The sequence below is a fragment of the Streptomyces sp. NBC_01304 genome (assembly GCF_035975855.1).
Lineage (GTDB): Bacteria > Actinomycetota > Actinomycetes > Streptomycetales > Streptomycetaceae > Streptomyces.
In genome coordinates, this window is record NZ_CP109055.1 from 9,231,370 (window position 1) to 9,256,416 (window position 25,047).

Annotated in this window: 26 protein-coding genes; 10 read left to right on the top strand and 16 right to left on the bottom strand. The window is 67.9% G+C overall.

Annotated elements, in window-relative coordinates; translation table 11 throughout:
- Positions 1-146: 146 nt before the first annotated feature.
- Entirely contained in the window at positions 147-956 is an 810-nt protein-coding gene (locus OG430_RS41190) for a Scr1 family TA system antitoxin-like transcriptional regulator (RefSeq protein WP_327357779.1), read from the top strand.
- A gap of 29 nt (positions 957-985) precedes the next feature.
- Here OG430_RS41190 and OG430_RS41195 read toward each other — a convergent pair whose 3' ends face one another.
- From OG430_RS41195 to OG430_RS41220, 6 genes are read right to left on the bottom strand one after another with little or no spacing between them, the layout of a single operon-like run.
- Positions 986-1,432, bottom strand: a complete 447-nt coding sequence (locus OG430_RS41195; RefSeq protein ID WP_327357780.1) for a hypothetical protein — start codon at positions 1,430-1,432, stop codon at positions 986-988.
- A gap of 35 nt (positions 1,433-1,467) precedes the next feature.
- Positions 1,468-2,082, bottom strand: a complete 615-nt coding sequence (locus tag OG430_RS41200) for a TIGR02466 family protein (RefSeq protein WP_327357781.1) — start codon at positions 2,080-2,082, stop codon at positions 1,468-1,470.
- Positions 2,079-2,855: an aKG-HExxH-type peptide beta-hydroxylase gene (locus OG430_RS41205; protein ID WP_327357782.1), complete on the bottom strand. Its 777-nt coding sequence runs from the start codon at positions 2,853-2,855 to the stop codon at positions 2,079-2,081. Before OG430_RS41205 ends, OG430_RS41200 begins: the two co-directional genes overlap by 4 nt.
- A complete protein-coding gene (locus OG430_RS41210; RefSeq protein WP_327357783.1) occupies positions 2,762-3,520 on the bottom strand; it encodes a TfuA-like protein in 759 nt (252 codons plus the stop codon). The genes OG430_RS41205 and OG430_RS41210 overlap by 94 nt, the downstream gene beginning before the upstream one ends.
- Positions 3,517-4,710 carry a YcaO-like family protein gene (locus tag OG430_RS41215; protein ID WP_327357784.1) on the bottom strand — a complete coding sequence of 398 codons (1,194 nt, stop codon included), beginning with the start codon at positions 4,708-4,710 and terminating at the stop codon, positions 3,517-3,519. The genes OG430_RS41210 and OG430_RS41215 overlap by 4 nt, the downstream gene beginning before the upstream one ends.
- Entirely contained in the window at positions 4,701-5,495 is a 795-nt protein-coding gene (locus OG430_RS41220; RefSeq protein ID WP_327357785.1) for a hypothetical protein, read from the bottom strand. Before OG430_RS41220 ends, OG430_RS41215 begins: the two co-directional genes overlap by 10 nt.
- 226 nt (positions 5,496-5,721) lie before the next feature.
- On the opposite strand from OG430_RS41220, the gene OG430_RS41225 reads away from it, so the two are divergent.
- The 4 genes from OG430_RS41225 to OG430_RS41240 all read left to right on the top strand — a co-directional run bounded on the left by OG430_RS41225 (position 5,722) and on the right by OG430_RS41240 (position 8,043).
- Positions 5,722-6,042 (top strand): hypothetical protein, encoded by a 321-nt coding sequence (locus tag OG430_RS41225; RefSeq protein WP_327357786.1) that lies wholly within the window; start codon positions 5,722-5,724, stop codon positions 6,040-6,042.
- Between the two features lie 77 nt (positions 6,043-6,119).
- Positions 6,120-6,872, top strand: coding sequence for a class I SAM-dependent DNA methyltransferase (locus OG430_RS41230; RefSeq protein WP_327357787.1), 753 nt, complete (start codon positions 6,120-6,122; stop codon positions 6,870-6,872).
- Positions 6,872-7,480 (top strand): TIGR02466 family protein, encoded by a 609-nt coding sequence (locus tag OG430_RS41235; RefSeq protein WP_327357788.1) that lies wholly within the window; start codon positions 6,872-6,874, stop codon positions 7,478-7,480. The genes OG430_RS41230 and OG430_RS41235 overlap by 1 nt, the downstream gene beginning before the upstream one ends.
- Positions 7,477-8,043, top strand: coding sequence for a hypothetical protein (locus tag OG430_RS41240; protein WP_327357789.1), 567 nt, complete (start codon positions 7,477-7,479; stop codon positions 8,041-8,043). Before OG430_RS41235 ends, OG430_RS41240 begins: the two co-directional genes overlap by 4 nt.
- A 15-nt stretch (positions 8,044-8,058) precedes the next feature.
- On the opposite strand, the gene OG430_RS41245 is transcribed toward OG430_RS41240, so the two are convergent.
- From OG430_RS41245 to OG430_RS41285, 9 genes are all read right to left on the bottom strand, one after another.
- Positions 8,059-9,327 (bottom strand): MFS transporter, encoded by a 1,269-nt coding sequence (locus OG430_RS41245; protein ID WP_327357790.1) that lies wholly within the window; start codon positions 9,325-9,327, stop codon positions 8,059-8,061.
- A gap of 105 nt (positions 9,328-9,432) precedes the next feature.
- On the bottom strand, positions 9,433-10,005 hold the full coding sequence (locus OG430_RS41250) for a hypothetical protein (protein WP_327357791.1): 573 nt from the start codon (positions 10,003-10,005) through the stop codon (positions 9,433-9,435).
- Between the two features lie 174 nt (positions 10,006-10,179).
- Positions 10,180-10,755 carry an RDD family protein gene (locus OG430_RS41255; RefSeq protein ID WP_327357792.1) on the bottom strand — a complete coding sequence of 192 codons (576 nt, stop codon included), beginning with the start codon at positions 10,753-10,755 and terminating at the stop codon, positions 10,180-10,182.
- 132 nt (positions 10,756-10,887) lie between these two features.
- A complete protein-coding gene (locus OG430_RS41260; protein WP_327357793.1) occupies positions 10,888-11,646 on the bottom strand; it encodes an N-6 DNA methylase in 759 nt (252 codons plus the stop codon).
- 133 nt (positions 11,647-11,779) lie between these two features.
- Positions 11,780-12,172 carry a hypothetical protein gene (locus tag OG430_RS41265; RefSeq protein ID WP_327357794.1) on the bottom strand — a complete coding sequence of 131 codons (393 nt, stop codon included), beginning with the start codon at positions 12,170-12,172 and terminating at the stop codon, positions 11,780-11,782.
- Entirely contained in the window at positions 12,169-13,383 is a 1,215-nt protein-coding gene (locus OG430_RS41270) for a recombinase family protein (protein ID WP_327357795.1), read from the bottom strand. Before OG430_RS41270 ends, OG430_RS41265 begins: the two co-directional genes overlap by 4 nt.
- 8 nt (positions 13,384-13,391) lie before the next feature.
- Complete coding sequence (locus tag OG430_RS41275) at positions 13,392-13,538, bottom strand: hypothetical protein (RefSeq protein WP_327357796.1); 147 nt, start codon at positions 13,536-13,538, stop codon at positions 13,392-13,394.
- A gap of 3 nt (positions 13,539-13,541) precedes the next feature.
- Entirely contained in the window at positions 13,542-14,840 is a 1,299-nt protein-coding gene (locus tag OG430_RS41280) for a ParM/StbA family protein (protein WP_327357797.1), read from the bottom strand.
- Positions 14,841-14,899: 59 nt separating this feature from the next.
- Positions 14,900-15,310 carry a hypothetical protein gene (locus OG430_RS41285; protein WP_327357798.1) on the bottom strand — a complete coding sequence of 137 codons (411 nt, stop codon included), beginning with the start codon at positions 15,308-15,310 and terminating at the stop codon, positions 14,900-14,902.
- Positions 15,311-16,744: 1,434 nt separating this feature from the next.
- Here OG430_RS41285 and ltrA point away from each other — a divergent pair.
- Together ltrA and OG430_RS41295 are read left to right on the top strand one after the other, a co-directional pair.
- Positions 16,745-18,004 carry a group II intron reverse transcriptase/maturase gene (ltrA, locus tag OG430_RS41290; protein WP_327357799.1) on the top strand — a complete coding sequence of 420 codons (1,260 nt, stop codon included), beginning with the start codon at positions 16,745-16,747 and terminating at the stop codon, positions 18,002-18,004.
- Between the two features lie 1,386 nt (positions 18,005-19,390).
- Positions 19,391-20,170: an SLOG family protein gene (locus OG430_RS41295; protein ID WP_327357800.1), complete on the top strand. Its 780-nt coding sequence runs from the start codon at positions 19,391-19,393 to the stop codon at positions 20,168-20,170.
- Positions 20,171-20,258: 88 nt separating this feature from the next.
- Here the strand turns inward: OG430_RS41295 and OG430_RS41300 are convergent, their stop codons facing one another.
- The gene (locus OG430_RS41300) at positions 20,259-20,594 is read right to left on the bottom strand and encodes a histone-like nucleoid-structuring protein Lsr2 (RefSeq protein ID WP_327357801.1); all 336 of its coding nucleotides are present in this window, start codon (positions 20,592-20,594) and stop codon (positions 20,259-20,261) included.
- A 210-nt stretch (positions 20,595-20,804) separates the two neighbouring features.
- On the opposite strand from OG430_RS41300, the gene OG430_RS41305 reads away from it, so the two are divergent.
- The 3 genes from OG430_RS41305 (at position 20,805) to OG430_RS41315 (ending at position 24,051) form a co-directional block, all read left to right on the top strand.
- Positions 20,805-22,658 (top strand): DHH family phosphoesterase, encoded by a 1,854-nt coding sequence (locus OG430_RS41305; RefSeq protein ID WP_327357802.1) that lies wholly within the window; start codon positions 20,805-20,807, stop codon positions 22,656-22,658.
- A 20-nt stretch (positions 22,659-22,678) separates the two neighbouring features.
- On the top strand, positions 22,679-23,482 hold the full coding sequence (locus tag OG430_RS41310; protein ID WP_327357803.1) for a CPBP family intramembrane glutamic endopeptidase: 804 nt from the start codon (positions 22,679-22,681) through the stop codon (positions 23,480-23,482).
- 179 nt (positions 23,483-23,661) lie between these two features.
- Positions 23,662-24,051: a hypothetical protein gene (locus OG430_RS41315; protein WP_327357804.1), complete on the top strand. Its 390-nt coding sequence runs from the start codon at positions 23,662-23,664 to the stop codon at positions 24,049-24,051.
- The last annotated feature ends 996 nt before the right edge of the window (positions 24,052-25,047 follow it).

Here is a 25,047-nt window from a genome sequence, read left to right on the forward strand (position 1 = left end):
GTACCACCGCAGGTCCCACCAACGCCCCATTTCCAGATCTTTCCAGGGCTCTTGATGCGGCGCTGTCATGAAGGAGGCCCAGAGGCCGCACGGGCGAGAGCGCCCCCGTGCGGCCGGCCGGGGCCGCCGACGGCATGGAGGGCTCTGTGTCCGAGATCCGCGCACTGCAGCCGAACGCGACGATCGCCCGCCTTCTGCTGGGAGCCCATCTCGAGCGTCTGCGCCTGTCCCGGGGCCTGACCCAGAAGGCGGTCGCGGACCGCGTGTACATCAGCGTTTCCAAGCTGTGCCGGATCGAGGCGGGATGCCACCGCTCGGCCATCGAGGACGTTCAGCGACTGGCCCACCTCTACGAAGCCTCCGATGATGTGGGGGAGTTGTTGCTGAGCCGCGCTGTGGCCGCGCAGGGCCGAGGTACCTATCACTCCTTCGCGGACGTCGCCGATGCGGCGCTGCGCGACTACCTGGATGTGGAGGCGGCCGGGCTGACCTTCATCTACGCCCCGCACGTCATCCCCGCCGTCCTGCGCACACGCTGCTACGCCCGGGAACTACTCGGTGAGGTGAGCGAGCAGGAGGCAGACCGCCGGCTGTGGCTGCTGAGCCTGCGCCAACAGCGGTTCTTCCGTGCACGGAAGGCTCCGGTTCGGATTCTGCTCGGCGAGCTGGCGCATGACGGTCGGATCGGCGACGCCTCGGTGATGCGCGAGCAGTGGGCCCACCTCAAGGCAGCTGCGGTAGACCTTCGGGTGTTGCCCGCCCGCCAGGCGGCCCGGTCCTACGCACTCGGCGCGTTCTCTAAGGCCGTCCTCGGGAACAACGAAATGACCGTGACGTGCGCAGAGCACCCCTCCGGTGAGCTGCGGCTGAGGCCGGACAGCCACGAGCGCGCCACCGCACAGTTCGAGGTGCTTTGGCAGCGCGCCGGACGTGGGTCGTTGCGTGTTGCGGCCTGACCAGCGAGCTCGGCGGGCGGGCCGGTAAGTCAGCTGGAATCCGCGATGAGGACCGTCCGGTGCTCGTCAGCGCGGACGGGAGCGACCTGCCAGGCCAGCCAGCCCGGCAGCACCGCGAGCAGCCCGACGCGGGTGGGCAGCGTCAGCGGCCTACCCCATGGGAGGCCGGGCAGACCGACGTTGGCGGCGCCGGACCGGGGATCATGGACGATCACCGCCCCCGAATGATGGGATGCGCCTTCGGGGTGGGATTCAAGTACGAGGAGCGTGCACCAGGTGCCGCTGCCGTGGCGGAGCCCGGCATGGAATCCGCCCTCCCACCGCTCGATGTGGCTCTTGAAGCCAAGCCGGTGCCCGGGATGCTCGGTGGGCAGCAGGTCGGGCAGGAGTTCCGGGTTGGCGGCGATGCGGGACAGGCCTGCTGCGTTGAGCTGGGCGATGTGTACGGAGGTCGGCCACAGGCCGGTGATGGGCATGGACTCTCCCGGTACGGATGCAAGGGACGGACGGGTCAAGCGGGATCGCGGAAGCCGACGTTGAAGGCGATCACGATTCGTTCGGTGTCGCCCTGATAGGGGGTGACCCAGTGCCGCAGCCAGGCCGGGAACGCGACGAGCAGACCGGGGACCGGCGTGACGGTGTGCAGGGGGCTGCGGTCGAGTTCGCGGGCGGCGGCCGCGGGGCGCGGGTCGACGAACTGCAGCAGCCCGGTGTCCTTCTCCATCCGTCCGGTGGAGACGTAGAAGACGCCGGACCAGGCGGCGTCGTGGTGGCTGTGGAGCATGTGGAGGCCCTCAGGCCGGTAGACGACCGCCCAGGCCTCGGCGACCATCGCGGCCGCCTGGCCGTCGGAGTCCTGCCCGGTGCCGGCGTGCGCGTTGAGGGCGTCGGCGGCGTCCAGGATCCAGCCGCGCAGCTGACTGATCGCGGGGTGGTCCCAGCGCAGCAGATCCGAGCTGGTCTTGTCCGCGTTCAGCACGCCCACCGCGGAATTGGGTGCCGTCCTGGTGCGGTCCATGACCAGGTCGCGCAGCGCAGCGTTGACCTGTGGATCGGGGTTGATGTTCTGGGTGTAGAGCGGGGTCTCCCACAAGGCGGCGTGGTCGAGTACGTCGGACGTGGTCATGCGGAGGCCTCCAACAGCCGTTCGGCCAGGGCGTGCCCGTCCGCGGTCAGGCACGGGCGGATCTCGTCCAGCAGGGCGCGGCAGCCGCTCAGATAGCCGGCCAAGTCATCGAGCCGTCGGGTACGGACAGACGGAGGGACGTCCAGGTGCTGCCACAGGCGCTGCAGCCCCGTGGCCACGTGGGTCGCGCCGAGGACCTCGCCCGGGCTCCGGTTCCCGGTGCCCGAGGGCAGGGTGAAGCGATCCGTGCAGCCGTCGTGGTGCAGTGCGGCAAGCTCTTCGCACAGGTAGAGCCACTGGTGGAAGTGTTCGTGGAGGACCTGCTCGGCCAGGACCGGCATGGTGGCGAAGGCCCGCCCGGAGAGCAGGACGTGTTGGGGCCAGGCGAAGCTGGAGGCGCTGATACCGCGCCGCTCGGCCGGCATGCTCACGTAGCGGACCGGAAGGGCGGACAGGAGCGGTGCCCAGCCCGGCTCAGCCCGGATGATCGACTCCATTGCCTCGTCCACCTGTTGTTGCTGCTCGGGGGCTAGCGGGCCGCCGGGCAGCGAACGGGGATGGTCGAGGGCACGGATACGCAGCGCTTCCCCGGGGTTGAGGACTTCGGCGAGGTGGGCTGGTGCCGGGCGGGCAGTAAGTGGGCCGTCGCGGCGGGTCAGGCGCAGGCACGCCACGGTCGTCAGCAGGCGCTGTCGGTCGAGGCCGGGGTCGACGAAGGGCCAGCCGCCGCAGTGCCGGGGTACGACAGGGATGACATCGGTGGTGGTGTCCATGGGTGCTCCGTGAGGTAGTCGCGCAGATCGCGAGTCTTGATACGCAGTTGGGGCAGCAGGGGAAGCCGTTCGCGGACCGCCGCGGCCGCGCTGGAGCCGGCGACATCGGCGACCGACTGGCAGAAGGCGGGCAGGGTGCGTTCCCCGAACCAGACCGCTCCCAGATCCACGATCACCGCGGTGGCCTCGTCCGCGTCAAGGACCCCGGCCACGGTCAGGTGGTCGGCGAAGGCCCTCAGATCAACCAGGGCTTCGGAGACCGGCCGGTAGTCGGGTGCGGGGCCGTGCAGCAACGCGACCTCGTCATCGGGCGCCCCGGTGGCGGTCAAGTACTCGAAGGCTCGGCCGTATCCGTGCATCCCGTACCCGCGGAGTTCGACCGCGCGCAGCGCGCCGATCGAACCCAGGCCCGTGACGTGCCATCCGGCCGCGAGGGCGTCGAGGAGTTCACGGTGGCCGACGGCCGGGACGTCGTCGTACCGCCCGTCGACCAAGGCGATGCGCCCGGGCGGCCCTGCTGTGACAAGGGCGTGGATGCTGCCGCGGCGGGCCGGCGGATGCACACGGACACGCCACTGCCCGAGTAGCCGAGCTGGCAGACCGTGGGCGGTGGGCCCGACGAACACCTCCACACAGGGATCCGGGCCGGGGGAGTTGGGGTTCATGGGGTGCTCCGTGCGTGCGCCGCCAGGCGGGGCCCGAACCGGCGGGTATGGGGGGTGAAGTGCTCGGCACCGGCGACCACCACCCGCACAACGTGCAACGGCGCGGCCAGCGGCGGGAAGTCATGAACCCCGACCGGCCCGAGTCCCGCAGCCTCCGTCGAACCCAGCAAGCCGTCGAGCAGCGCCTGCGACGACACCGGCTCCCGGACAACACCAGCAGGAAAGGCCGCGGTTAGGGCCGGGCGGGCGTAGCGGTCGAGCAGCCGCCGCCGGAAGTCGTTGCGCTGCCGGGGCGGCATGACGGTGAAGGCGGCGTAGTGCTCAGGCAGGTCGTGCCGGGAGCCCTGGATGAAGGTGAGACGAGACTGGGCGGCCTCCGACAGGGCTCGCACCGCGGCGATCTCGGGCAGCGGGTGGAACCCGTAGCCGCCGTTGCAGTACAGCGGATGGGCCCGGTCCGGGTCGTCGACCAGGGCGGCCATGTAGTGCCCGCCGTGCGCGGGCAGCCAGCGCAGCCACACCCCGAGCCCGGCCGCGCGGATCCGTGCGTACAGCTCGGCAGGGCCTGCGGGCAGTGTGGAGGGGGCGACGAGGGCTGAGGTGTCGGCCACGCTCATCAGCGAGGTGACATCGCGCTCCAGGACCTCGCACAGCCCGTGAAGTACCGCTTCGGTCCGGGTGTTGCCCGAGGCGAGCCCAGTGGTGGTCGACCCGAGCAATCCAGTGGTGGCCTCGGTAGGGCAGGGGGTGAGGACAAGTTCGGCGGGCGCGGCGAACTCCCGCCCGTCCCCGGCCGCATCCGCCACCGTGATCCACGGCAGCGGTCGATCAACGTCGATCGCAACTTCGAGGCGCGGACACCAGGAACCGAGGCGGGGGCCGCCCTCGTCGGCGACCTCGCGAGCCGAAGCCCAGCGCACTGGTGTGGTGGAGGCGCACTGCTGGGCCACGGCCTGTTCGATGGCCTCCATCAGCGCGCCGGTGCGTGCTTCATCCCGGTGACGGCCTTTGCCTGCGGTCACCACCACCAGGGCGGCCTCGGGGCGGACCGCGGCCGCCACCGGGATGCCGATCCGGTCCAGCCACGTCACGTCCGTCACCCGTGTCACCCCGAGCCGGCGGGCCACCGGCCACGCCCGCGCGTACGTCTCGGCAGCCGGGCAGGAGCGCACGCTGGAGCTCAACAGCATGACCGCACCGCCGCAGCCGACGGCGTCGACGTCCAGGTCGGCAACACCGGGAGCGGGCGCAGCGGGACCTCGGCGAAGTACGGGTGTCCGGCGAGCAGCGTGTCATCGAGGTTGGGCAGCAGGATGCCGGTTCCGCTGCGCCGCCCGGTCTGCAGACACGGAAACGGGTAGTCGGCCTCTGGGTCGGCGACAAACATCCGCTCCAAGTGGGGCAGTGCCTTGGCGACCAGCTGCGGCCCGCACACCACGCCCTCGTACGAGTCGAAGCCGAACCGGGGGTGCCCGATGTCGAAGTCGTCGACGACCACCACTGCCGCACGCTGCTCAAGCACACCCAGTTCGGCGCGCAGCGGCCAGACAGAACTCCAGTGTGCGTCCAGGAACACCAGCGGCCGTTCCATGCCCGCCATCAAGTCCTTCAGGAGGAGCGCTGAATCCCCGCACCGGACCTCGGCGTTGGAGCGTCCCGCGAGCCGGCGGCGGGTGAACGCCGCCCGGCCCGGGTCCAGGTCGCAGCTGCGCACCGGCAGAGCGGGATAGGCCCGGGACAGGTAGTCAGTGGTGTCCCCGAGGTGACAGCCGCTCTCCACGATCCCGTCGCAGCCGAACATGGACAGCAGCACGTGGAGTTGGCATGCGGTGGTGATGTCGAAGCCGAGCGGCCCCCCGCCGCCAGCGAGCCGGTCCAGGTGGCCGGCGCGCGCAGTGGTGTAAAACGCGGCCAGCAGATGCTGTGCTTCGGGGCCGGTGTCGATGAGCGGGTGTGCGGTGCGCGATGCGGGCATGGGCGCGCCCTTCCGTTCCGTCGGCCGCCCGGCCGCCGCCGGGCACGTCCCGAGCGTCCCCCGCAAGCCCCGTGCAGCGGGAGACGCGACGGCCACGCTGCAATTGCACGTCCGCCCGTCAAAAGCCCCCATATCCCGCCGTACCAGGGGGAATTGTTGCTGGGCGGGTGGTCCCCGCCGGGCCTACGGTCACACCATCCACCCCCACCCTGACCGGGAGGCAGGCATGGACCCCACCGCAGTGACCCGCTTCACCACCCCCGAGGAACGGGCGAACATCGCCGGGATCACACTCAACGACGACGACATCGAGCACGTCCTGAGCCTGGTCTCCAAAGGCCTCGTCGGAGCCGCGGCGATGCACGAGGGAGCTGTCCAGGAAGATATGGCCCTGTCCGCCAGGGTCACCATCGAGCTCACCCGCGGCGGCATCGACGACGGTGAAGGCAACGTCAGCGACCTGACCGGCACCGAGGAAGTCACCGGGACGATCCGCGCGCAGAAGATCTTCCTCGACCCCACCAAAGCCCCCGCGACCGACCACTGACGGACCTGGCTGCTGCCCGGTCCCAGGATCGCCCCTGGGACCGGGCAGCAGCCGTCGACGACTCGGGAGACCTCCTCGTGAACGAGTACCTCGACCAGCAGGCCCGGCTGTGGAACCAGTGGGCGCCGCACTACGACGCGGAACACCACGACCGCGACCCCGCCCCCGCCGCCGACTTCCTCGCCTCCCTCGCCGGCGCCGGGCCTGCGCTGGAACTCGCCGTCGGCACCGGCCGCATCGCCCTGCCCCTGGCCCGCCACGGGGTCACCGTCACCGGCATCGACGCCTCCCCGGACATGATCAAAGAACTGGAAGCCAACCGCGGCGACGCCCCCATTGAGGCGTACACCGGCGACATGGCCGAACTCGACACCGGCGACCAGCAATTCGCGCTGATCTACGTGGCCTTCTCCAGCTTCTTCTTCCTCATGACCCAGCAGCGCCAGGCCCAATGCCTCGCCCGGGCCGCCAAAGCCCTCGCGCCCGGCGGGCACTTCGTGATCGAGGCGACCATCCCGCGCGCACCCGGGCTGCTCGCCGGGCGCCAGCAGCTCGCCATCCGCGACCTCACCGACACCCACCTCAGCCTGTCGGCAACCACCCACGACCCGGTCACCCAGGTCTTCACGTTCCAGGAGCTCCGCTTCGACGCCCAGGGCATGCGGCTGCTGCCCGTCGTCATGCGCTATGTCCACCTCTCTGAGCTGGACCTCCTCGCGACCGCCGCCGGTCTCACCCTCACTGACCGGTACGCCGACTGGCACCGCCAACCGATCACCGCCTCAGCCACGCAGCACATCTCCGTCTACACCCGTACCGGAGCCAGGTGATGGCCACGCACACACAGGCAGGCTGGCAGGCCCGGGGCGCCGGCCAGGACATGTGGCCCACCCCTATCTACCTGCGCACCACCCCCACCGGAGAGGACACTGAGGCCCTGGCCGATCAGATCCTGGCGCGTGAGGCAGCCGATCCCTCGATCACGCTCGGTGCCGCGCACGCCCGCAAGTCCGCCTCCGATCTGCTGACCTGGCCGCTGCCCGCCATCACCGCCCTGAACGGCTGGATCCGTGACGCCGCACTCGCCGTCACCCAGGCCGGACCCGACACGCGACTGAGCGCCGAGGCCTGGGCCGTCCACTACCAACTTGGCGGGTATCACGAAGTGCACGCCCACCACGACAGCGCCGTCTCCGGCGTCTACTACCTGCGCACCACCGAAGCGACCGAAGCGACCGGCGCGCTCGAACTCCACGACCCGCGCCCCGCCCGGGCCGCGACCGCACCCGCTGACGTTGCCGCCCTGCACGCCGTGGTCCCGCACGCCGGACTGCTGATCGCGTTCCCCTCGTGGCTGCGGCACGGCGTCGCACCCCACAACTCCGAGACACCACGACTGTGCATCGCCTTCAACATCTCCATGGAGGCGGCACGATGACCCTCCACGACATGCTGCCCGCCCCCGTGGTGCCGAACGACACGGTCGAGAAAGCGTGGCCAACTCGTCTGTGGCTGGGCACCATCAGCCCGGACCTTGACGAGCAGCTGCTCGGCCGCGAGCTGCGCACGTCGGCCGCGAGTGGATGCCGGGATCTCGAGGCGGAGACCGTTCTCGACTCCGCCCAGGCGAGCGCTGTCTTCGACGGCCTGGCCCTGCAGATCCATACCGGCCCGCGCGGGACCGTGCGGCTGCGGGTGCAGGTCTGGTCGGCCGGGCACCGCATCCCGCTCACGTACGGCAACGCTGCATGGTCGGCTTGGTGCTACCTGGCTGTGGAAGGCCCAGGCGGCGACAGCCGCTCCGGGGCGATCTGCCTCCACGACCCGCGTGCCGGCTGCGATTTGGCAACCGTCCCGGGCCTGCCCTGGGGCCGGGCCCTGACCCTGCAGGCCGAGCCGGGCCTCGCCGTGATCGCCCCGGGATGGCTTGCCTCCTCGGTGCTGCCCGTCAGCACCGGCCACGCCGTTGCCGTCCTTCTCGCCCATGGCGAGCAGGGCTGAGGGGCTGCGAGATGCTCAGGCCGGGGTTGCGGCCGCCTGCGCTGTGGTGCCGCGCGGCGTCCCGCCGCCGGGCAGGGTGCGGATATCGCGCGACAGCAACGCACACCCGACCGCCGCGACCACCAGCACCGCCGAAGCGAGCGCGACATGGCCGGGCCCGAAGACCGCGGCCAGTGGGCCGACGACCGCCAGGCCGATGGGAGCGATGGCCAGGCACCCCAGCAGGTCGATGGAGCTGACCCGGGAGATCGCATCGTCGGGGACCTCCTGCTGCAGGCAGGTCCGCCACATCACCATCGTCACGTCAAACAGCACGCCGTACGCGAGCGCCCCGGCCAGCACCACCGGCAGCGGAGCGCGCATGGCGAGCAGCAGCGCGGGCAGCGCCGCCCCGGCGGTGCACACCGTCGCCAAAAGCATCGGCCGCGCCGGACGCAATCGCGCCGCCCACCCGGCACCGCCGATCTGCCCGACAACCTGCGCCACCACTACCAGAGACCATGCCCACGCCCCGCCCAGGTACTGCACGGCCATCATCGGACCCAGCAGCCCGGCAACCGAGTTGACCACCGCCATCACCACGGTCAACTGACCCGTGGTCACCCACAACCACTCATGTCGGGTGAACTCCCGCCACCCGTCCTGCAGATCCGCGAAGGCCGACGTCTTGTATCGCACCGGCCGGTCCGGCGTGCTGCGGCCCAGGACGGTGAACAGCAGTGCGCACGCGGCGAATGAACCGGCGTCCAGGGCCAGCGCCACCGCCGGACCCACCAGGCTCACCACGACACCGGCCAGGATCATGCCCAGCAACTTCGCGGTGTTCACCGCGACCTTCAGCAGCGCGTTGGCCTCCTGCCGGTCCGCCTTGTTCTCGACAACATCGACGACCACGCCTTCCAGCGCCGGATTGAACAAGGCCCGCGTCACGCCGCCCGCCGCAGCCAGCACGGCGATCCACACGATCGGCCCGTCGACGGCGAACAGCACCGCGAGGGCTAGCCAGATCACCGCCGCCGCCGACTCGGTCCACGCCACCAGCCGGAACCGGGACCGGACCCGGTCACCGAGGACCCCGCCCCACAGGACGAACACCAGCTGCGGCAGGGCCTGGCACGCCAACACCAGCGACAAGGCGCCCGGCGAACCCCCGTGCAACTGCAGGACACCGAACGAGACCGCGATCGGCCCAAAAGAACTCCCCAGCACCGACACAAATCGGGCTGAGGCCAGGAGCCGGAAACGTCGCTGAGAAAAGAGTGCGAACCTGAGACTTGAGAGCACTCGCGGACCCTACCGACGCACCCCTCGGGCGCGCCCGGCAACGACAGGCATTCAGCCAAACGAGACAGCCCGACGACCTGCAAACCTGGTCACGCCGAAGCCGTCCTACTCGTCGAACAGGCGCTCCTGGACTGGGCCGGAGCACCGGCCCGCGATCACACCCTGCTCGATACTCGTACGGCACATCTGCGACAGCGCCCACACCATCTGCGTAACAGGCGCCCCGCGCTTCGGATACGGCACGCGCAGCGCGGCCGCCAGCGTGCTCTCCGACGGCTCTGTCACCGCGGGGCAGGAAATCTGGGCCAGGCGAAGGGCGTCCCACATTGTCAGCGACGCCAAGCGCGGACACGATGCGCGCTCGGCCCGGACCATGGCCGCCTCGACGCTGCCCCCACCGAGCCGGGTCACCGCGACATGCGGAGCAGTCGTGATCTTCTGCTCGACTGCGGCCAAGGCGCTGCCGGCCGAACTTGCCCAGACGATCTGTGCGTCCGCCCCCGAAGCAGCCTCCGGGGCGGTGCCTACCCGAGCGTGGACGCGCCACTGGGGCTGCCAGCCGTCACCACGTACGCCAAGCGCGGCCACCGAGGCCACGGTGAACCCGCTGGCCTCGCGGGAGAGCTCCATCGTCATCACGACGAACGTATTCGCGGCGTACTCACGATCCATCCGCACCCGGCCACCGTAGCCACCCAGACCTGACGAAGCACGGTCCTTCGGCCGTCGAGACCGAGCCGCCCAGCAAACACGAGACCCGGCGCCAGAACGGCGCCGGGGCAGGCGCCAACCCTAGAGCACCAGGAAGGTCACGTGCCGCCGATGCACCACAGGGTTCGGCCTTTTCGGGTGTCAGCCTTTGCCGACCTTGATGACGACCGTGTTGCACACCTTGTCGGCGAAGGTCTGCCTCTTGCTGTCCCACAGAGGCCAGAACCAGCCGAGGTAGCACGGGAGACCGTCCAGAAAGTGGGCGAGCTTGCGCACGAAGGCCATCCCGAAGCCGAGAGTGCTGCCGTCGAACTCCCGGCGCAGGCTGATGCCGAGCACCTTCTTCCCGATCGTCTGGCCGGTCTTTCCTTCTTGGCGGAGCTGGAAGATGGCCATTCCAAGGGTGTAGAGGAACCCGATCAGGAAGAGAATTCCTACGACTTCACCATCCGGGTCATCGCTGACCGCGATCCCGATGCCACCGACTGCATACATCGGTCCCGCGATGATCACGATGTCCAGCAGGTACGCCCCGACGCGCTGCCCCCAATGGGCAAGTGGCGGCAGCACCGGCCCCGGCGCCCCGGGTATTCCGGCTGACGGATGCGCCCAGTACGGCTGATGCGGGTAGCCGTACTGCGGCGCCTGCTGCGAATAGCCGCGGCGACTTTGCGGAGAATGCGGACCATAGGGGTTACTGGAGGGACCAAAGGTCATATTGAACTCTTTCCGGGCGTAAAAATGGAAGGGTGAAGCGCACCGCCCAGTGGGCGAGCACCGGTCGCCGCTGCGGTCGGCGCGGCAAGTGGAGCCGACAGGGAAACTGGCTCTTGCGTGATCGTCATCGCGTCATCGCTGCACCTCCAGGGCGGCAGCGGGCTGTCCGGCGGTCTCCTGAGGCGGGGCGATGACCATCCGCCGTGATCCATCGACCGCCCGGGCCACCCTGAGCTGGTGACTCCAGTTGCCCAGGACATGGGCGGGAGTGGGCCACGCGTCGAACGTCTCCAGCGTGATGACGTCGCGACGGCGCACCACCGCGGGAATGTGCAGCAGCGTCAGATGGACATAGATCATGTGCATGGCCTGCGGTGCTATGTCCTCTGCCGTCACGTGCAGCTGCGTCTGCGGATTCAGGCCGTGATCGAGCATCGCCTCCGACAAGGCGATGATGAACGCGCCCGCGCCGCAGGTGGGCTCGTACACATGGGCGAAGCCGTCCTGCTGTACCTGCTCGACGACCGAGTCGATCTGCAGCTCGGCCATCAGCCGGGCGATCTCGTAGGGCGTGTAGTACTGGCCGAGCCGCTCGTTGCCGAGCTCCAACTCCATGTAAAGACGGCCCAGTACGTCGCACGGATCGCGCTCCATCTCCCCGGTCACCAGCGCCAGGGCGCGCGCGAAGCGGCCCAGCTCTGTTCGGCTATAGCTGCCGGCGATCTGGAGGTACTGCTCTTCGCGTGCTTCCCAGACCTCGCTCCTGCGGACGTCCACGGCATTGCGCAGAGCCAGCGCCGCCATCTCGACGAAGTTGTCGAAGACTTCGCTCATCCGCTTCGCGCCGGTGTTCGCCGCCAGCAACTTCACGATCTCGCGGTAGGTGCTCATACGCCCGGCACCACAACGACCGGAGCCTCTGAGGCCCGGACGACACAGCGGCCCTCCGGAAGTAAAGGAAAGACGCGCAGATTCCAGGAACCCTGAGCGGCGGGCCGCGGGAATCCGTACGGGTATCCGTGAGTCATTCGGCGCCCTCAACTGTCGTGGCTGATTCCGCAGGAGGCTGTGCGTCGTCCTGCTCTGTCTGCTCGGCGAGGAGCTGCTTCACCAGCCAGGCCGGTGCCCGTGTCGCCAGGGCGATATCGCGCAGCGTGGTACGTCGCAGGGCAAGGGAGTACACCGCAGCACGCAGGGCCTGTTGGCGGGTGTCGTCGGCGGCCCGGAGCATCTCCAGCTCCGGTGTCACCGGGGTGAGCGTGACCGCTGCCCTCACGCCGACGAGTGCGAGCCCTTCTACGGCGTTCGCCTCCGTCGCCTTCAGCGTCCGCCCGTGCGCGTACACACTGTGCTCGACGAGGTACGTCACCCAGGTCCGGCCGCGCCGGTGGGCATGGCCCATGATGATCTCGCTCACTCCACGCTCCCCATGTCCTCGATGACCTGCTGGACGAGCGTGTCCGGCACCGGGTTGGGCAGGGCGATCTGCCGCTTCCCGATCCGGTACAGCGTGTGCGTGGCGTTGCTGCTGACCGCGGTGAAGGTGAGCCCGAGCCGGGAGGCCGCGGTACGGATCCGCAGCAGCGGTCCGCCTTCGACGCCCGCGCGCAGTCCCGCGGTAACCTCCTGGGCCTGTATCCACTCCTCCAGGCTCACCACCGGCTTGTGCACGGCCTTCGGCGACCACACCCACTGGGAAATGGGGTTGAGTTTGGAGGCGCCGTCGCGGCCGGTGCGGCTCGCCCGCCGGTTGTACACCTGATATCCGGTCAGCTTCGGGTTCGCGGCCAGACCCTCGACCCTGTTGTAGGTCCACTCGCCCTCGATCGGGTACCGGTCGGGCTCTGCTTTGAGGATCGCGACGATGTCCGTGCCCTTCAGGTGTTCCTCGCGCCGGAGGCGGCACAGCTCCCGGGCGGCGTCGAACCGGCGCTCGTCGGGGTGCGGGACGAGCTTCTTCTTCGGCCGCATCTCACCGAACCGGCCCTGCCCCCGCACAGGGGCGTCTTCGTCGACCACCGCAACATAGGGGTAGGGCGGGTAGCCGTGGTTCCAGCCGTTGATCGCGTGCTGGTACTGGCCGCCCATCGACATCTCGATCATTGTCGCCCGGTAGATCTCCGCCTCGGCCTGCCCGTACCTGCGGGTGCGCAGCCGGCCGGACTCGGTGCCGCCCGTCGGTTCGTTGGCGTAGATCACCTCTGCCCCGAGGCGCTCCAGTTCGTGCTCCACGGTGAGGCTGGTCAGCATGGCGCGTGCCACGCGGTCGGAGCGCTCGGCCAGGACGTGCGTGACGCCCATCTGCTCGGCGCGGTCCACGAGGTCCTGGAGGCCGCCGTCCCGGGGCGTCGGCACGCCGAGCCCGTCGTACATTTCCTGTGGTCCCAGGCCCCTCAAGTGCGTTGGCAACATGCCGGACTCGACATCCCAGAAGTGCGCGATGAACTCTTCACCCGGGTCGAGGCGTTCGGCGGCGAGGACGACCTGCCGCGGGATGGAGGAGGCGGGAAGCTGCCGGTCCTTGGTGGAGACACGGCCGAGAAACACCGCGCGGCGGGGACGCACGTCGGTCTGCCGGTAGTTCGGCAGGTGGCTGAGGTCGATGGGCGGGACGAACGGGTTGACCATGACGTTCCCTACGGCTCGGAGCGGACAGGGATGCTCTGATAGGTCTGGGCGGTCTTCTTCCACCCGACCTCGCGCACATCGGCTTCATCGCGGCTCGCGCACCTGCCGCTCTGTTCGCCCATGCCGTCCGCCACAGGAGTCCTCCAGCGGCTCACGGGTCAGGCCACGTCCTTGCCGCGCTTGCCCGCGGGCTTCGCGGCAAGGGACTGCTGCTCGACGTGGCGCGCCGCGATGTACAGGCCCTCGCGGTTCAGGTGCCGCGAGTAGCTCGAGTCGAGGTAGAGCACGGGCACGTCGCCTGCGGCCTTCAGCAGCGCCGGGTGCAGCAGATGCTTGATCGGTCCCGAGCCACCGCCGTAGACGTAGACGACCTCGGTCGTTGCGCCGGCTTGAGAGAGGACGTCACCGAAGGAGGAGACGATCTCGTCGACCAGGTAGCCGGCCTCGTCCTCGACGAAGCCGGCGGCACGTTGGTGACGGTTCCTCACCAGCACGGACGGCTCTGCGTGGAGGAAGTCCGCCAGCTGCTTGCGGGAGGAGAACTGCAGCGTGGCGTCCGACTCGCTCATGCGCTCCATGGCGTTCATCAGCGCAGTGCCGTAGCCCTCGTCGAGCGTGGCAGCCGCCTCAGGGTTGAACCTCCCGTCGGTGAACACCGGAAAGTTCACGGTGCCCTCGCCGACGTCGACGCCGATGGTGTGCTGCACCGCCACCAGGTCAGACGCCGAGACACCCTCCACCAAGGACGCGTCACGAGTGCGCAGATCGTCCAGCAGCGCCTGGGCGAGCGGCTCACCCTTGTCGGTGATGGCGAACTGCGCGGAGGCACCCTCGGCCATCACCTGGACGTCGACGAACTGCAGACGCACCGAGACCGGGGTGCTGAAGTTCTTAATCGTCACCAGATGCACCGCGGAATCGGAGCTGCCCAGCAGACCGATGAACTCGGCGGCGTAGGCGTGACGGCGCGCGACGAACTCGGAGATCGGCAGCGCCAGACCGGCACGCACCTGCACGCGCAGCTCGTGATCGGGCAGCGAGCCGTGCTCGAGGACGTAGTCGCGCAGGGCCTTCGCGGCGAAGACGCCCAAAACCAAGACCTTGCTCAGCTCCTGATCAGCCTTGGAGTGCTTGCCCAGTACCTCGAACTCGGTGAACTTCGAGCCGCGCACACTCAGCGCCGCCCGGCCGAAAATCCGGCGGTCCGACGCCGCCACCAGGGGAGTGGTGAGCGAGCAGTCGATCTGGTTGTAGAAGTCGCCGGCCAGTACGGAGGCCGCATCCGAGTCGGGGAGCGGCATCTTCGGCAAGGTACGGGAAGACGAGACCACCGCGCTGGGCAGATCGATCTCGTCGAAACTGCCTAGCTTCGTATTCTGGATGACGCCCTTGACATAGCCGTTGCCGACGTCGATTCCGCCGGTGAGAGTGATGATGCCAGTGGTGCTTGTGCTCATGAATTCGATCCCTCGGTGTCTGTGTCGTCTGCCTGGAAAAGGGAAATTCACCGCGTCACTCAGCTCCGAGTACTCGCCATGATTTCGTCAATGGACGCCTGTTTCGGAGGCTCCGGCGCTGGGCCGGGGGCGATTACCTTGGGCTCCTCGGCCGTCTCCACCGGTGCGGGAACCGGACCGGGCCGGACGACCGGCGCTGGTGCTGCGGTCTCGACGACGGTGTCGGCCTGGTCAGCGACCACGGGCTGCGGCTGAACCGGACGGCGATCGGTTGTGGCCTCGTCGTCCTCGTGCTGTTCGGTGCTCTCCAGCGGCGGCCGGCCGCGACGCGGCAACTGCTCCACGGGCTTGTAGTAGACGTCGGTGTATCCGTCGCGCTGAATGGACTCCCGAATGAGCAGTCGCAGCGACTGAGAGATGTTCTCCTGCTGATCAAGCCACTCGATCACCGAGGTGTCGGCGGCGGGCACAGTCCAGCGGACCTTCCGAGGCTCACCCGGCTGATTCGCCACTGTGCTCACCTCGCCCTGCCGCTCGCTCCTGCACTTCATCCGGCCGTTCGCCGAATGTCTCTTGCTCTGTCATGTGGACTCACCGCCCTTCGCGTTTCATCTCGAATGTGAATCGCGATCAGCTTTCACTCTAGTGCTCCTATCGAGTCCCATGCAAGCCTCATTCGATACACCAGTCGAGTGCCGGTGGTGTCCCTGTCGAGTGTCGACGGGGGCGCCTGCGAGACACTGCAGTGCCCCGCATCAGGCGGCCGCGCGCACGCCTCCGGTGTCATGCGCCTACGGGCCCCACCTGCGACGCGGCAAGTGCTCACCCGGGACGCCCGCGCGACACCTGCGGTATCGGCACTGATCGAGAAGGAGTGCAGTGGAGTACGAGCGGTGTCCGTGTGGCGCCCCGATCATGTCTCCTGAGGGACGCCACCGGGCATCCCTGCGCAGATGAGTCCTCGGAAAGCTCTGTACGCGACGCGGGTGCGGCACTGTTGGGGCGCGTGCGAGACGCTGTGAGGACGCGCGCGGAACGCCAAGGGGGACACTGGCATCAGTCGGCGTCTTATCGGTGTCCCCGCCGAGTCTTATTCGTGTACTGGTGGGTCATCTCGGAGGCGTGAGGGAGACGCTGTTTCATTGCTGTTCTATGGGGTCGGAAAGCCTGTCTGTGCCCCACGCCGTAGCCCGTCGCCATGCACGGCGGCGCAGCTGTACGGAACGCCGGTGGAGCAAGACCAGTGCAGCCGTCGGTGAACCGTCGGCCGGTGCTGGCAAGTCCCCGTAGGCGGTCGCAGGTAGCGCAATCTGTGGCCACGGTCGTGTGCCACGAACACGAGAAGGGTGAACGGCATGTAGGTGATGAAGTGCACCAATCTCGTGGTGCTGCACGGGAGATGAAGGTCTGGCCCTTCGGAGCCGCCCTGCGGGGGGAGGCTCCAAACCGCCCTCATGCTGCGTTGGCTGAAGACCGTCGTGGTGAGCGATGGGGGAAAAGGCGCCCGTGATGGCGTCAGGTGGGGACAGGGAAGACGATCACTGATGAGGCGTCGAAAATAGTCAGATGGCGTCAAAACCGGGATGAAGCTCTTGATCCCGGAATAAGCCCGGCGGGAGCCCGTCGACTGGCCGGGCGGCGTCCGGCGTAGAGGTGACGTGAGACCTGTCTGCCGCTCTCGTGTGGAACGTGGGAAGGCGTGTTCGGCATGGCCGCGTGCAGCAGCGCGGTCACCCGGGAGTGCCCGAGTCGGGAGTGCCCCGTAGGGACTTCGAGTACCGGGCTGAGCGCGCCGGCGGACCGGCTCGTAGTAGTGCCGAAGCCCCTGTAATGGGGGTGGAGCGAAGGGGCCGGGTCGCTCGTGGCTGTTTCGTCTCGTCAACCAGAGCTCTGGGAGGAGCCTGATGGGCCAGCTGAAAGCATCTGGCAAGCCGTTCGACATCTCCCAGTCGGAGGTGTGGGACGCCTGGATCAAGGTGAAGGGCAATCAGGGAGCACCGGGGGTGGACGGGGTGTCCATTGAGGAGTTCGAGAAGGATCTGCGGGGCAACCTCTATAAGATCTGGAACCGGATGTCCTCCGGGACGTACTTCCCACCACCGGTGATGGCGGTGGAGATTCCCAAGGTGCACGGTGCCGCTGGTACGCGTGTGCTCGGGGTCCCCACTGTCGCTGATCGGATCGCGCAGACGGTGGTGGCCGCGCACCTGGGGGAGCGGGTGGAACCTGTGTTCCACCCTGACTCTTACGGCTATCGCCCCAATCGTTCGGCCCTGGACGCGGTTGGATCCTGCCGCAGACGCTGCTGGAAGTACGACTGGGTGATTGATCTGGACATCCGGAAGTTCTTCGACAGCGTGCGGTGGGACCTCGTGATCAAGGCTGTCGAGGCGCACACCGACGCCCGCTGGGTGGTCCTGTATGTGCGGCGGTGGCTGGCCGCCGAACTGCAGTTGCCCGACGGGTCCTTGCTGGCCAGAGACCGGGGAACCCCACAGGGGTCATCGGTCTCGCCCGTCCTCGCCAACCTGTTCATGCACTACGCGTTCGACACCTGGCTGGTCCGGGAGTTCCCCGGAGTCGCCTTCGAACGCTATGCGGATGATGCGGTGGTGCACTGCTCGACCGCGTCCCAGGCTCGAAAGGTCCTGGCCGCACTGCATGAGCGGATGGCCGAGGTCGGGCTGGAGTTGCACCCGGACAAGACGAAGATCGTGTACTGCAAGGACAGCAACCGGCGCGGCTCGTTCGAGCAGGTGTCGTTCACGTTCCTGGGGTACACCTTCCGGCCGAGGTCGGCTCAGCGGAAGGACGGCGTGGTGTTCACTGCCTTCCTTCCCGCGGTCAGCAGGGACGCCCTGAAGAAGATGAGCGCGACGGTGCGGTCTTGGCGACTGCACCGCCGCATCAACAGCACGGAGGCGGACCTCGCACGGATGATCAATCCGATCGTGCGGGGCTGGATGTCCTACTACGGGGCCTTCTACCACACCGAGCTGACGCCCGTGCTCGACCGCATCAACACCTATCTGTTGCGGTGGATCATGAAGAAGTACAGGAGATCGGGGACCTTGCGAAAGGCCCGTGGGGCGATGGCGCAAGCCGCAGCCCGGAGACCTCGGTACTTCGCGCACTGGATCTGGGTGAAACCGGCCGTCAAGTGACCAGAGCGACAAGAGCCGTATGACGGGAGACTGTCACGTACGGATCTGTGGGAGCCCGGGGGTGCGATTCCCCCGGGCCACCCGACCACGGTCTGCCCCACGTACGGCCAAGATTTCTCCCCACTCGCCCCAGGCAGTCCTGCTCGGCGACGCTCAAGCGTGCGAGGAATGACGTGCTTCCGCAGCAAATGCCGCGGAAGCAGCCCCTGGAGGAAGAGGACAACAACCCGATGACGCTGGAGCCGCTCGCTGTACCCGGGGGGCAGCTGCTCGCAGCAGTCGGGTCTCTCTTCTTCTGATGCGTCCACGAGGGACTGCCCCGGGCTCGCCGCGCAAGCGCGAAACGGGACACAGACCGGGGCCGGAACGTGCGTCGTCGACACAGCACGGAACGCCCGCCTCGGACGCGGTGCACGAAGTGCCGGCGCGCTCCGCGGCAGCAGAGAGAAGCGAGGTGTGCAGCCGGCACAACGCGACGGACGAGGCCGATGACGGCTGCGCCGCCGCAACGAGCGGTCGAGTAAAGCGCCAGTCACAGCCGGAGCGACTGCGTCGCGAAAGGGCGGATCCGCTGCGCGGCGAAGGCTGTGCCGCCTGCGGCAGCAGAGCGGTGAACCGGGTCTGCGCCCCGCCAGGAGCAGACCCGTACCCCCGCCCTCGTTCGTGCCTCACAGGGACGGATCAGCACGGGGGTACGGCCGTATCACGGACGGCAAAACAGCCGTACCACCAGAAGGCGCGATGACCAGGCGAAGCGACGCGACCCGTACCCCCGCTGCGCGGAAGAAGGGGAGGGGTACGGGTCCAAGGGGTACGAGCCGATTCGCCTGATGTCCCAGGCTTCCGCTGACGCTCCAGCCGTGGAACGGCGAAGACGGACGGCAAGGGAGCAAGGGCATAAGGGAACCTGATAACGCGCCCTCTCCGCTGCGCTCCGAGGACGCGTTAGTCGGCATAGCCGACGGGTTCCACCGCTCGCTGCGCTCGCCGGTCCGTCGGTCGCTGGAGCTCCCTCCGGCTATGCCCAGCGCTGCGCTTGAGAGACGAGAACCCGCCACTGCCCCGCTGCTGTTGTCCACAGATGTGGACAGCAGCAAAGGGCGCAGCAGTGGCGGATCGCCTGGCGCTGCGCGCCTGGCTCTGGGCCGACAAGGAGCGATGACCCGTTGCGACGATTCGGCAGATCACGCCAGCAAGATCTTCCGAGTCGTCAGCCAGCAAAGCTGGCACGGGAGCTGGGGCGAACATCGCGATCACGCGGACCCCACCCGAGTCCGCACTCGATGCTCGCCACCACCTGCATCCGAGCCCACCAAGAGGCACCGCCATGACGCAGTCCCAGCCCGAAATCTCGCCCTACGACACTGGCCCCGCTACGAGCCGAAGTTGTGGCAAGCGGACAGCGAAGCCGTCGCCGAGGTGATGTGCTCCGGCGAGAACGGCGAGGTCGTCACCGTGCACGTCTTCCGCAGCGGTGACGGGATGTGCACCATCCGCGTCGAGCTCCACCGGGAAATAGACCTGGCCGTCATCGAGCCCGGGTGCCAGTCGGTCGGCATGAGTCAGCGACAGGCCGCCATGTCTGTCCCGGACATCGTGCCCACAGATCTCGGACCCAGAGCTGGACACACCGCCGAGTCACAAGGAGAGAAGGACCGAATGATTGCTGAAATGATTCCAGAATCGTTCTCGCATGTCGTCCTCGGCACCGGCTCCCGCAGCTGGAACGACGAGAAGAGCATGCGGGAGACGTTCAACGACGCCTGGCGCGACTGGGGTCCCGAGAACGTCACTCGGCCGGTGCTCTTCTCCGGGCACTGCCCCGAAGGTGCCGACGCCATGGCCGAGCGCCTGTGGCGGGCCGCCGGCTTCGAGATCCGCACCTTCCCCGCCGCCTGGTCGGCTCATGGGAAGCGGGCCGGCTTCCAGCGCAACCAGGAGATGGTCGACGCCGCCGAGGTCTTCCGCGAAGCCGGGGCTCAGGTACTGTGCACGGCCTTCCTCGACCTCTGCCGGAAGTCCGGATGCCCGCAGCGAGACCAGGAGCAGCTCATGCCGCATACGCCGGGGCACTTCTCGCACGGCACGATCCACTGCAGAGCTCGCGCGCGAGCTGCGGGGATCGAGGCGGCCACCGTGCTCCATCCGTCGTTGCCGCCGTTCTGACGACGCACGAAAGGCCCTGCAGTGTGCTGCAGGGCCTTTCAGGGACGGAGGGGAGGAGCGGACCGGGAGGCGCACACCAAGGTCAGCGCTACTTGCTCCGATCGATGCCGTGTGCCTCGTCATAGGCCTTCATGACGTTCTTCGGGATGCGTCCCCGTTCCGCGAACTCGAGGCCCTTCTTCTTGGCCCAGTCGCGGATCTGCTCGCGCTCCTCGGCAGTCGTCTCGGGCACGACTCGCTTCTTGGGTGCCGACTGTCCGGCTTTCCGGCCGGCCTTCAGATACGACTTCAGCGCCTTCTCAAGGTCCTTCTGCTCCTCGGCGGTGAGGTCGACTTCGTACCAGGTATCACCCAAGCCGAAGGTCACGGTAGCCGCATCCGGCTTACCGCTGAGATCTGACTCGACAATGCTTCGAATGGCCATACCAGCGAGAGTAGCTGATGCGCAAGGACCTTGGAAAGTCTATCGCGGCCATTCGGGATAAGTGTCCATTGGGAGCCTGAATGAGACCCAAGGGGGACTGCTAAATCAGCAGAAGTGGAGAATGGGGCTGCTAAAATCGCAGCAATCTGGAGGGGTGTTGCATACCCCGGTTTTCCACCCGCCAAGGACCCCGATCGAGAGGCCTCCGTCATGTCCATGCTCCACACCGTCGATGACCGTTCGCTCACCGACGAGGGCACTGACCTCTTCGAGCTGCTGTGCCGGCGCAGGGGGTGGTCGGATCAGTACCTGAAGGAGATCGAGTCCGCCGAGCACGACGAGCTCCTGGACCTGGCCGAGATGGTCGAGGCCCTTCATGACGCCCGGGCCACGCGCAAGAAGATCACCATTGCTCCCGACTTCGACATGGACGGCATCTCCTCCGGTGTCCTCGGCTACGCCGGCCTGTCCGAGCTCGGCTTCGACGTCGAGCTGCACCTGCCCGACTACCGCCGCGGCCACGAACTCACGCCCGAGGACATCGCCGAGATCCACGCGAGCTGGCCCGACACCCGGGTACTGCTTACCTGCGACGGGGGAGTGAACTCCCGCCGCGGTATCGCCGCCGCGCGCGCCCTGGGCTGGACGACACTGGTGACCGATCACCACGAGGAGCTCGCGCCGGGCTCGACTGCGGACATCACCGTCGACCCGTGCCGGATCGACGAGACTTACGCCCACACCGGGATCTGCGGTGCCCACGTGCTCTACCAGGTGATCGAGGCCTACACCCGCGTGCACCAGCCCGAGAAGCTCTGGAAGATCCGCCTGCTGCGCCTGTTCGCCGGCCTGGGCACCGTCTCCGATGTCATGCCCCTGCTGTACGAGAACCGTCAGCTGGTGCGCGACGCCATCTCGATCGCCCGCCTGCTGCGCGTCGCCGCGCCGAAGACGATCCCCAATCCTTGGGGTGGGTTCGACGCTGACCCCGATGCCATCGACATCGAGCAGTCGATCCTGATGCAGCTGCTGCGCACCGAGCCGCACCACCCGGTCTTCCTCCGGGCCTTTGAGGGCTTCGCGATCGTGCTCAAGGCCTTCGCGCAGATCGGCAAGATCCGAGACGTCGACGACCTCGACGAGGGCTTCTTCGGCTTCTACCTCGCCCCGGCGATGAACAGCCCGCGGCGTACGGGGGCCCCGCTTGAGCCGTGCTTCGCGGTGTTCACGGCCGCCGGCGCTGACGTCAAGCTCAAGGCCGCCCACCAGGTGATCGAGAACAACGAGCTGCGCAAGCAGCTGGTCATCGGACACATCGAAGAAATCGCCACGGGGGACCAGCCGTTGGCCCCGTGGGTGTACTTCTCGGACGCCTACCCGGGCATGTACGGGCTGCTGGCCAACCGGATGATGGAGAGCAACGGGCACCCGGTCGTCGTCATCAACCGTCCCGTCGGCCCCGGCGATTCCGTCAGCGGCTCCGGTCGCGCGCCGGGCTGGTTCGACATCATCACCAGCCTGGAACCACACGACGGACTCAGCGCCATCGGGCACCAGCAGGCCTGCGGTGTCCGCGTCGCGAAAGCCGAGAAGCTGGGCGACCTCGTCACCGTGCTGCGGGAAGCCACCCAGGCCGCCCAGCTCGCCGTCAGTACCGATGGCCCGAACGGCGACCTCGTGCTCGGCCCGGACGCCGACTGTGACGCCGGCCTCGAAGACCTGCAGCCGTTGTTCGAGCTGGTGCGCCGGACCGAGGGGCTCAAGCCCTTCGGGCACGGCTTCACCGCACCGGTCGTCGAGATCGCTATCGAGCCTCTGGGCCTGCGTGTGGACCGGATCGGATCCGAATCGCAGCACCTGCGTCTGGTCACCCGGTCCGGCCTGTCCTGCCTGTGGTGGAACATCGCCGAGGAGAAGTTCGACATGCTTCAGGGCTTCGTGCAGCGCGCCAGCCGCACCGCGCTCGGGACGCTGCGCTTCACGGCGACGCTGCAGCTGAACACCTTCCGCGGTGACACCCGCGTCCAGGCCGTCATCAACGAGCAGATCACCACGGCTGCTTGAGACCCACGGAGGAGGAGACCTTGACGACTCCACCGATCACCTCGCGGCTGCTCAGCATCGGGTGGTGCGTCCTCGTGCCGTTCGCCGCCGTCGCGGTCTACCTCGGTCTCGGTGCCATCGCAGTCCTCCTCGTCGGGGAGCCGACCGTCGCGACCACCGTCCTGGGCATGCTCGTGGTCGTGTTGGTCGGTTCGATGAGGATCCAGCGGACCCGTTGGCTCGCGCATGCGCCGGGGCTCCGGCCGAGGCCGGCAATCCCGCACTTCGGGAGGACTGTCCTCGGCTGCGGGGTCCTGGCCTTTCTTGCCGGCCAGTCGCTGGCCTTGTGGATCTACGCCACGGTCGGATCCGCCGGTTTCGACGCCTCGAACCAGACCAGGCACGCGGCCGGAGCCCTGGCGACCCTGCTGCTCACCCTGGTCGCGGCCCCCGTGGGGGAGGAGGCCCTGTTCCGAGGGCTGATCTACCCGTTGCTGCGCAAGCGGGTGAGCATCGTCGTCTCCACGCTTGTCACCGCGGTGATGTTCGGCCTGGTGCACGGCAACTCCGTGCAGTTCGCCTCGACCCTGCCGCTGGCAGTGCTCCTGGCCCTGGTCTACGAACGCACGCGCGTGCTGTGGCCCTGCGTGCTCCTGCACCTGGGCTTCAATCTCGCCGCGGCCCTCGTTCCGGCGCAGGCGCTCGGCGCTTTGGCGAACCCCGTCTCCGCGGCGTGCCTGTATCTGGCCTTCGCTGGTTGTGCTTTGGGGCTCTACCGGCGGGTCGCCGGCGGGGCCGCACCTGGCGCAGTCCAGGGTGGGGGAGGCGAGTCCGCGATGCGATGAGTGAGACCCTCAGCCTGTTCTGGAAATCGATGGTGCCCTCCCCGTAGGATCCGGCGGCCTTTCAGGCGCCGGTCATCGGGCGGAGGGCATGCTCGTGGTGACCGGGGTGATCCGGTCACCGGGGGTATGACTGAAAATTGCTGTTCAGTCGTACTCGCCAGGAAGGAGAGGATCTCACCATGGCCATCGTCAGCACCTGCACGTACGACTCACAAGGACAACTCGTCCGTCCCGACCCGCTCGACATCAGCCGTGCGAAGATCCGCCTGGACCTCGACACTGGTGAGAAGCCCTCCTTCGATCGCGGTCACACGCATGTCTTCGTTGTCTCCGACATGGGCGTCACGGCCGAACAGGCCCGCGAGCGCGTGGACTCGAGGCTGCGCCGGTTCTTCGGTCGCGCTGAGACCGTTCGCGGCTTCCGCAAGATCACGATGGAGGAGAGTCGGAGCAAGAACCGACTCAACCTCAACACCACGATTTCCTACGAGATCCTCTACGTCGTCGAATCAGACGAGCGATCCCGTAGCCGCAGTTCCGAGTCCCCCAGCGCGGTCATTTTTGGGTGATGCGTGCCATCCACCACATGCAGTCATCAGCACATGCAAAGAGGCCGGAGAGCTCCCTTCCCACGGGGATGCTCTCCGGCCTCTTTGGTTCCACGTTCCAGTGCAACATTGATCACCTGGCGTCAACAATAGCAGCTGTCGCACATCACTCGCAATGGGTCGTGAATGCTAGTCAATTGTCTATCGCTCCCTAGTGGATCTCACGGGTGAACGACTCGGTCGGGGTTCGGGCTCGCGACCGGATGGCACGCCAGGAGCCTCCTGTGGGCCCTGGGGCGGCCAAGGATGTTCCATGCTGCATCCAGAGTCTGGCTGGGGCTCGGCCGCGCAGCCTGGGAGCTGCACAGCGGCTCGGCGCGGAAGTCCGCCTCGACTTGGTCGCCAAGGCGGGGGTGCTCGCGAGCCCGGTCGTGGCCCAGTCGCGGACCTCGGAGTCCGGGTCGCCGGCCAGGGGGTTGAGGGCTTCCGGGCCGCCAGGGGTGTACCACTTAACGTGGTACACCCCTGAAACCCTGCCTGACCTGGGAAAAGGCCTGTCCGCGAGGCTCTTTCCTGTATCGGGTGTACCACGTGGGATAACCCGCGTGGTACGGCGTTTTGCCTGGTCAGCCAGCGTTTTCCGTCGATGTACCACGAGTACCGCGTTTTTCTGACCGTTTACATAGGGGACGTGTTCGGGGGTGATCCGGATGGCTCCGGTCCCGGATCGCCAGCCTGCTCCCTCGCGCATGTAACTGGGCCCTATTTCCTGGTACAAGTGGTACAGGGGGTATGTAAACACCGCCTGACCTGGGCAAACACCTGTACCACGTAGAAAATGCCACGTGGTACATCTTGCTCTTGAACTCCCGAAATTCCCGCTCTGACCTGGGGAAACAGGTGTACCACGTCAAGTGGTACGCACTCGGTGACCTCTAGGGGGTATGCGGGCGAGCGGCTCTCGGGATCCCCCTGGAGGGCGTCCATCAAGGCTCTGGTAGCGGCGGGCATGGCCGG

What these genes read in the sequence shown, in the direction of transcription:
- OG430_RS41195 (WP_327357780.1), bottom strand. Translation starts at nt 1,432, where the DNA reads ATGCCCATCACCGGCCTGTGGCCGACCTCCGTACACATCGCCCAGCTC.
- OG430_RS41200 (WP_327357781.1), bottom strand. Translation starts at nt 2,082, where the DNA reads ATGACCACGTCCGACGTACTCGACCACGCCGCCTTGTGGGAGACCCCG.
- OG430_RS41205 (WP_327357782.1), bottom strand. Translation starts at nt 2,855, where the DNA reads ATGGACACCACCACCGATGTCATCCCTGTCGTACCCCGGCACTGCGGC.
- OG430_RS41210 (WP_327357783.1), bottom strand. Translation starts at nt 3,520, where the DNA reads ATGAACCCCAACTCCCCCGGCCCGGATCCCTGTGTGGAGGTGTTCGTC.
- OG430_RS41215 (WP_327357784.1), bottom strand. Translation starts at nt 4,710, where the DNA reads ATGCTGTTGAGCTCCAGCGTGCGCTCCTGCCCGGCTGCCGAGACGTAC.
- OG430_RS41220 (WP_327357785.1), bottom strand. Translation starts at nt 5,495, where the DNA reads ATGCCCGCATCGCGCACCGCACACCCGCTCATCGACACCGGCCCCGAA.
- OG430_RS41225 (WP_327357786.1), top strand. Translation starts at nt 5,722, where the DNA reads ATGGACCCCACCGCAGTGACCCGCTTCACCACCCCCGAGGAACGGGCG.
- OG430_RS41235 (WP_327357788.1), top strand. Translation starts at nt 6,872, where the DNA reads ATGGCCACGCACACACAGGCAGGCTGGCAGGCCCGGGGCGCCGGCCAG.
- OG430_RS41240 (WP_327357789.1), top strand. Translation starts at nt 7,477, where the DNA reads ATGACCCTCCACGACATGCTGCCCGCCCCCGTGGTGCCGAACGACACG.
- OG430_RS41255 (WP_327357792.1), bottom strand. Translation starts at nt 10,755, where the DNA reads ATGACCTTTGGTCCCTCCAGTAACCCCTATGGTCCGCATTCTCCGCAA.
- OG430_RS41260 (WP_327357793.1), bottom strand. Translation starts at nt 11,646, where the DNA reads ATGAGCACCTACCGCGAGATCGTGAAGTTGCTGGCGGCGAACACCGGC.
- OG430_RS41270 (WP_327357795.1), bottom strand. Translation starts at nt 13,383, where the DNA reads ATGGTCAACCCGTTCGTCCCGCCCATCGACCTCAGCCACCTGCCGAAC.
- OG430_RS41280 (WP_327357797.1), bottom strand. Translation starts at nt 14,840, where the DNA reads ATGAGCACAAGCACCACTGGCATCATCACTCTCACCGGCGGAATCGAC.
- ltrA (WP_327357799.1), top strand. Translation starts at nt 16,745, where the DNA reads ATGGGCCAGCTGAAAGCATCTGGCAAGCCGTTCGACATCTCCCAGTCG.
- OG430_RS41300 (WP_327357801.1), bottom strand. Translation starts at nt 20,594, where the DNA reads ATGGCCATTCGAAGCATTGTCGAGTCAGATCTCAGCGGTAAGCCGGAT.
- OG430_RS41305 (WP_327357802.1), top strand. Translation starts at nt 20,805, where the DNA reads ATGTCCATGCTCCACACCGTCGATGACCGTTCGCTCACCGACGAGGGC.
- OG430_RS41315 (WP_327357804.1), top strand. Translation starts at nt 23,662, where the DNA reads ATGGCCATCGTCAGCACCTGCACGTACGACTCACAAGGACAACTCGTC.